At 68.2% G+C, this 6,172-nt stretch carries 6 protein-coding genes; all 6 read right to left on the reverse strand.

All coding sequences use genetic code 11. The features are described 5' to 3' along the window. Nucleotides 1-1,055: glycosyltransferase family 4 protein (locus ACE3UY_RS11315; protein ID WP_374687634.1), on the reverse strand; the 1,055-nt coding region annotated here is incomplete at its 3' end. Nucleotides 1,056-1,143: 88 nt separating this feature from the next. Beyond that, nucleotides 1,144-2,070, reverse strand: a complete 927-nt coding sequence (locus tag ACE3UY_RS11320) for a glycosyltransferase family 2 protein (protein ID WP_374687635.1) — start codon at nucleotides 2,068-2,070, stop codon at nucleotides 1,144-1,146. Then, complete coding sequence (locus ACE3UY_RS11325) at nucleotides 2,067-2,993, reverse strand: glycosyltransferase family 2 protein (RefSeq protein ID WP_374687636.1); 927 nt, start codon at nucleotides 2,991-2,993, stop codon at nucleotides 2,067-2,069. The genes ACE3UY_RS11320 and ACE3UY_RS11325 overlap by 4 nt, the downstream gene beginning before the upstream one ends. Beyond that, complete coding sequence (locus ACE3UY_RS11330) at nucleotides 2,990-4,504, reverse strand: oligosaccharide flippase family protein (RefSeq protein ID WP_374687639.1); 1,515 nt, start codon at nucleotides 4,502-4,504, stop codon at nucleotides 2,990-2,992. Before ACE3UY_RS11330 ends, ACE3UY_RS11325 begins: the two co-directional genes overlap by 4 nt. Nucleotides 4,505-4,558: 54 nt before the next feature. After that, nucleotides 4,559-5,539: a GDP-L-fucose synthase family protein gene (locus ACE3UY_RS11335; RefSeq protein ID WP_374687637.1), complete on the reverse strand. Its 981-nt coding sequence runs from the start codon at nucleotides 5,537-5,539 to the stop codon at nucleotides 4,559-4,561. After that, nucleotides 5,536-6,171, reverse strand: a complete 636-nt coding sequence (gene udk / locus ACE3UY_RS11340; RefSeq protein WP_374687638.1) for a uridine kinase — start codon at nucleotides 6,169-6,171, stop codon at nucleotides 5,536-5,538. The genes ACE3UY_RS11335 and udk overlap by 4 nt, the downstream gene beginning before the upstream one ends. Nucleotide 6,172 lies beyond the last annotated feature (1 nt).

The following is a 6,172-nucleotide window of genomic DNA, read 5'->3' on the forward strand; positions in this document are numbered from 1 at the left end:
TATACACCCTTGCCGAGACAGGCGCGATATACATCGGCCGTCTGTCCACCGATGTCTTCCCAGCGCAGGCCATCGACCACACGGCGCGCCGCCGCACTCATCGCCAGTATGTCGCTGTTCTTTATGTCAATCAAGGCGCTTCCCAGTGCGTCCGGATCGGTCGCTGGGTAGAGCATGCCCGCATCCAATGGGATCAATTCGGGCAGGCAACCCAGATCGGGCGCAATGACCGGCAGTCCATAGGAGAGGCCGACCATAACCGAACTGGAAGTCAACACCCGCTCGAACGGCGCGACCATCACGTCGGCCGCCAGGAGGAAACGCTGCATCTCGTCATCCGGGATGAACTGCGCCCACAGGCGAATGCGGCTGTCTCCCGCCGCGGCCCGTTCTAAGCGACGGACAAGGGCGGCGTCGCGGTTGCGGCCGGCGATCAGGGCTACGTCACCGGCGCCTGCTCGCCGTTGGAACACCTCGACAAAGCGCTCCAGCCCTTTGTAGGCGGCGACATTGCCCAGAAAGAGATAGACGAATTGATCGGCGTCTAGCCCCAACGCCGCCCGCGCCGCCGCCCGCGTCAGCGTGAGCGGGTAGACCCCGGCGTAGCTGCCGATGGAAATGACGTGCGTCGGCCCGCGGCGCGGGAAGCGGGCCAGGAGTTCACGCCGCCCGGCCTCGCAGTGGATGATGACGGCGTCGGCCGCGCGCATCATCCGCCGGCGCAGGGCCACGTGGAGCGGGCGGAGCGCCGCCTGGTAGCCCACTGCGTGGGGCAGGATGTTGTGGGCCGTCCAGACGATGCGATAGCCCAGGGCGCGCGCCAGACGCAGCCGGGACAGGAATGCCACCGTCCGTCGCGACGTGTCGTAGCGAGCCATGTAGAGGCCGTAGAGCCAATGGTAGTGGAGGATGTCCACATCGCCGCGCCGCGCACGCAGCCACGCCGCCGAGGGCAGACCGTCCAGCATCTCTACCACGACGCCCTGGCTTGCCAGTCCCTCCGCCAGCAATCGCTGATACGGATTCGCATAGACGGGAAGAAACGCTACCTTCATGATCAAACTAACGCTTTACATAATGCGGCGTCTGCCGCAAGTACATCGTGATCTGCGTACTCCTGCGAAATCTGCGGATTACGCTTTCTTACCGCATGTACATGCCATGCAACAGGCGCTCGACGACCAGCCGGGGCAGCGCCAGCGGCAACCGCGCCGGCGCGGCCAGCCACCTGGGCCACCTGTGCGTCGCTCGCGCCCCGACCGCGTCCAGACGGCGCGTCTGCTGCACCACATGGTTGGGGTGCCACCAACCGCCGTAGCGTCGCGTAACACGGCCGTGCTCCAACTGTCGCCCCAGGCCGCCGGTGCGCGTCAGCGCCTCGGGCTGGACGCGGTAAAAAGCCAAGTTTTGGGGCAGGTAGTGGAGAGGCGCGTGCGCGTGGGCGCGGATGAACCATTCCCAATCGAACACCCAGCGCAGCGACGTGTCCAGCGGCCCGACTATTTCCCATAGCGAGCGCCGCCAGAACGCCGCCGGCTGGAGGATGGGGTCGCGGTTGACGAGATAGCGCCGGTCGAAGCGGCGGCGCACGAAGCGGCACGGCTCGATGCGCTGCCCGGCCTCGTCGATGTACCACCCCTCGCCGTAGACCAGCGCCGCTTCCGGCCAACGGGCCAACGCGCCGGCCGCCGCCCACAGCGCGCCGGGCGCATACAGATCGTCGGCGTTGAGCCAGGCCAGTATGTCGCCCGTCGCCGCGGCCAACCCGCGGTTGATCGCCTCAGCCGGGCCGCTATCGGACGCGCTCGTCCAGCTGGTCAACCACGGCTCATAGCGGCGCAGGATGGCGTGGCTCTCGTCGGTCGAGCCGCCGTCGAGGACAAAGTACTCGAGATTGGGGTAGCCCTGGAGCAGCACCGAGCGCAGCGCCGCCTCCAGGTAGCGCCCCTGATTGAGCGAAGGTGTCACGACGGTGATGCGGGGCCACGATTGCTCGGCGGGCGGCGGCATGCCGGCCGTCCAGGGCCATCCTATCGCGCCGGCGACTTCGGGCAGCGGCGCTCTGTTCACGGCCTCACCATGCGCCACAGCAGGCGACCGTCGAGCGTCCGATGATAGGCGAGGCTCTCACGATAGCGGCGCAGTGCCGCCACGCGAAAGCCCGGCGGCCGGCGTACGGTCAGATCGAGCGCCGCCCAGCGCAGCAGCTTGGCTCGCCACCGGGCGAAACCGCGCCGAAAGTAGTCGTCCTGATAGCCGTGCGTCGCCGACAGTTGGGCGATGAGGCCGGCGTACTTGCGCTCGATCTGGTCGACCGCGGCCAGATGCAGTTCAACGGGCTTGTTGGACAGGCCCGCGCCGTGGCGGCGATACTCGCTGAGCGGTTCGTCCACGTAGGCGAAGCGCCGCACGGCCGCCGCCAGCCGCACGCGCATGTCCCAGTCGCCGTAGACGGTGAAGGCTGGATCGTAGTGGCCCGCCTGCCGCCACAGCGCCGTGGGAGCCAGTTCCGAGCGGAACAGCGTCTGGCGCGGCATGTCCAACGTCAGCACGTGCGGCAGGATGTCCCCTTCGGGCGGGCGCCGGCCGGTCGCCCACAGGAAAGACGCCCCGCCGTCGCCCCGTGTGAAGAGGAAGTTGCTGAAGGCCGCCTGCGGGCCGTCCGGCTCGCTCAGCCGGCGCGCCTCTCGTTCCAGTTTCCCCGGCCGCCAGCGGTCGTCGCCGTCGAGGAAGGCCAGATAGTCGCCGCTGGCCGCGTCGAGGATGTGATTGCGCGCCGCGTTGACCCCGCCGTTGCGCGCCAGCAGGATGGGCCGCACCACATCCGGGTAGCGCGCCGCGTAGCCGGCGATGACCTGCGGCGAGTCGTCGCCGGAGGCGTCGTCCACGATGAGGATCTCCGCCGGCGGCAGCGATTGGGCCAGGACGCTCTCGATGGCCTCGATCAGATAGTCGCGCTGGTTGTAGGAGGTGATGCCGGCGCTGATCCTCACACGATCCTTTCCCCCGCATCTGAGGATGCGGACTCCGTGAACGTCTTCTCCCCTGCTCCCCTGCTCCCCCGCTCCCCCGCACCCCTGCCTACCACCCGCCGCATCATGCTAACTAACGCTTCCCGCTCCAGCGCCAGCAGCGCCGCGCCATAGACGGCCGGAAAGATAACCGTTTTCAGCCCGCCGCTCAGCCACGGCGACACGTAGCCGGCCCGCGCGGCGGCCAGCGCCGCCCCACCGCCCAATGCCGTCGCCAGCGCCAACGCCGCCAGCGGCCGGAGGAACAGCCGGCCGGCCGAGAAGTCGACATGGGCGCGGGCGCGGGCCAGCAACAGCCCCAGCCCGACGAGCAGCGCCCCGTCGACCGCCACGGCCACGCCGACAATGCCCCAGGCCCGACCCAGCGCATACAGCCCGGCGAGGAGCGCCGCCAATTGGACAAGCCGCGCGCGAATGACCTGCTCCGGCCGGCCGACGGCGTTGAAGAGGCTGCTCACCGTCCCCTGGATCGGATCGAGCAGGGTGAAGACGGCCATCAACCGGAAGGCGGGAACCATAGGCAGCCACCGCTCCCCCAGCGCCAGCGCGACGAACTCCGGCGCGACCAGCACCAGCAACCCGCCCAACAAGAAGCCGCCGCGCACCAGCAGCGCGTTGGTCTGGAAGAAGGCCCGCGACAGCCCCGGACGATCCCCCTTCAGTTCGGCGTAGGCCCCACCGGCGACCGCGTTAACCGGCATGGCCAGCAGGCGGCGCGGGTAGGTGGCGAAGGTGTAGGCGCGCGAGTAGAGGCCCAGTGGGTTGTGGCCGAGGTAGGCCCCGACCCAGATGTCGTCGAGGTTATCCAGCGCCTCGCCCAGGGCGGATTGGGTCATCGTCCGGCCGCCGAAGCGCAGGTAGTAGCGCACCGTCTCGCCGGCCCACAGCAGGCGCGGTCGCCACACCGGCCGCCAGCCGTAGAGTACCAGCGCTGTGAACAGCACCGTGACCGCGTCTGTTGCCAAGAGCGCCGTCAATCCGTACCCCCGCCAGGCCAGCGCCACACCCACGAGCGTTGTGCCCACCGCGTTGATGAGTTCGAGGACGGCCAGCCGCCGGTGCTCCACGCGCCGCGCCAGCACCGCCTTCGGCGTGTCACACAGGTAAAGCCCGGCGAAGACCAGCGTCAGCGCGATCAGCGCCGCGCGCAGCGGCCCCTGGGCCAGCGCCAGCGCGGCCAGGATGAGCGCCGCGGCCCACAGGGCGGTCAGCGCCAAGCGCAGGGTGAAGTGGACGGCCGCGGCGCGTTCGGCGTCGGCCGTCTCCGGCGCGCGGTGGAGGTAGGCGCTGCCCATGCCCCACGCGGGCAGGATGCCGCTGAGCGTGACGAGCGAGGTAGCCAGCGCGTAGACGCCAAACGTCTCCACCGGCAGCAGGCGGGCCAACAGAATGGAGCGCGCCAGCAAGACGAGAACCTTAACGGCGTTCGCGCCGAGCGACCAGGTGACGGAGGTGATGCTCCGGCGGGTCAGACTGGGTGGTTCGCCCGCGCTCGTCGGTCGTTGATCGTTCGTCGCTCGTCACCTTCAGCGCTGAGGGGCCATCGCCAGCTCACCGGCGGCGTGCATGGCCTCAAGGGTCTGGCGATACCATGCCACCGTCCGGCGCAACCCCTCGTCGAAGCCGGTTGTGGCGCGGAAGCCGAAGCGCTCGTAGGCGCGGTCGGTGTTCAGGGCGCGGCGCGGCTGGCCGTTGGGCTTCGACGTGTCGTAAACGATCTCGCCGGTGAAGCCGGTGTGGCGGGCGATGGTCGCCAGCAGGTCGCGGATGCTGATCTCGAAGCCGGAACCGAGGTTGACCGGCTCGCTGTCGTTGTAGCGCTCGCTGGCGAGGAGGATGCCCTCGGCCGCGTCCTCCACGTAGAGGAACTCCCGCGTCGGCGAGCCGTCGCCCCAGGCCACAATGCGCTGCTCGCCGCGCTGTTGCGCCTCCAGGCACTTGCGGATGAGGGCGGGAATGACGTGCGACGACTCCAGGTCGAAGCTGTCGCCCGGCCCATACAGGTTGACGGGCAGCAGGAAGATGGAGTTGTAGCCGTACTGTTGCCGGTAGGCCTGGCTCTGCACCAGCAGCATCTTCTTAGCCAGCCCATAGGGCGCGTTGGTCTCTTCCGGGTAGCCGTTCCACAGATCCTCCTCGCGGAAGGGGATGGGCGTGTACTTGGGGTAGGCGCAGACAGTGCCGATGGCGACGAACTTGTCCACGCCGGCGCGCCAACTTTCGTGTAACAATTGGGCGCCCATCATCAGGTTGTCGTAGAAGAACTCGGCGGGGTGAGCGCGGTTGGCGCCAATACCGCCGACCGAGGCGGCCAGATGAATGACCAGCGTGGGTTGCGCCTCGTTGAGCAGGTCGAGGATGGCCTCCTGGTCGCGCAGGTCATATTCCTCGCGCAGCGGCACGACGACGTCGCCCGCGCCGCGCCGGCGCAGCGCGGCCACGACGTGACTGCCCAGGAAGCCGGAGCCGCCGGTGACGACGACGCGTTGTTTGGGCCAACTGATCATAAGGATACTTCTTCCTTGGCCGCCAGTTCCTCTTGTTGGGCGCGCAACAGCATGTGGAACCGGCTGACGACCATTTCCATGGCGACCTTATTGTGGCCGCCAAAGGGGATGATGATGTCGGCGTGGTGCTTGCTCGGTTCCACGAAGCGCAGGTGCATCGGGCGCACCGTCTCGAGGTACTGCTGGATGATGGAATCGAGCGAACGGCCGCGCTCGTTCATATCGCGCTGGAGGCGGCGGATGAAACGCACGTCGGAGTCGGTATCGACGTAGACCTTGATGTCCATCAACTCGCGCAGCTTGCGTTTGGTGAAGATGAGAATGCCGTCCACCAGGATGATCGGCGCGGGTTCGACCAGGATCGTCTCCTGGGTGCGGCGGTCGGTGGTGAAGTCGTAGACCGGCATGTGCACCGGCTGGCCCGCCAGCAACTCCTTGATGTGGCGAATGAGCAGCTTGGTCTCCAGCGAATCGGGGTGGTCATAATTGGGCCGCGTGCGCTCCCCGGCGGGCAGGTCGCCCAGATCGCGATAGTAGGCGTCGTGGGGGAGATAGGCGATCTGCGAGGCCCCCACCGATTCCAGGACGGCGCGCGCCACGGTCGTCTTGCCCGAGGCCGTGCCGCCGGCCACA

Source organism: Promineifilum sp. (SeqCode), assembly GCF_041918635.1.
In the GTDB taxonomy this organism is placed as follows: Bacteria; Chloroflexota; Anaerolineae; order Promineifilales; family Promineifilaceae; genus Promineifilum.

Coding starts and splice junctions, on each gene's coding strand:
- ACE3UY_RS11335 (WP_374687637.1), bottom strand. CDS start 5,539: ATGATCAGTTGGCCCAAACAACGCGTCGTCGTCACCGGCGGCTCCGGC.